Source organism: Mesorhizobium sp. M8A.F.Ca.ET.161.01.1.1 (genome assembly GCF_004792105.1).
In the GTDB taxonomy this organism is placed as follows: domain Bacteria; phylum Pseudomonadota; class Alphaproteobacteria; order Rhizobiales; family Rhizobiaceae; genus Mesorhizobium.
The window spans coordinates 1-341 of record NZ_SRTD01000239.1; the positions used below are offsets into that span (position 1 = coordinate 1).

General features: G+C 70.1%; 1 protein-coding gene. It reads right to left on the bottom strand.

From position 1 onward, the window contains the following. Nucleotides 1-341, bottom strand: a 341-nt coding sequence (locus EN804_RS35510) for an FUSC family protein (RefSeq protein ID WP_189602196.1), incomplete at both ends; no start/stop codon positions are given.

A 341-nucleotide genomic window follows, 5' to 3' on the forward strand; every position in this document is an offset into this window, starting at 1 on the left:
CGCCGAACAGGTACACGCCGGCCACCACCGAGGCGACCATCGCCCACACCAGGAACTGCACCATGCTGGGGGCCGGATCGTCCTGTGCGGCGAAGAATGCGGCGGTCACCGCCGCCATCATCGCGCCGTTGCCACCGCCCTCCCAACCGAGCGCGATCCACAGCACGCAGTAGCTCATCAGCGCCACGCCGGCACTGAGCGCGGAGAACAGCGCCATGCCGTAGTCGATGTGCCTGTCGGCGGCCACCCGTTTGGTGCGGATGCGGTAGTGCGCGCGGTCCAGCGGCGCCGTGCCCTGGTCGATCGCGTGCTGCAGGGTGCGGCAGTCCTGCCACAGGTCC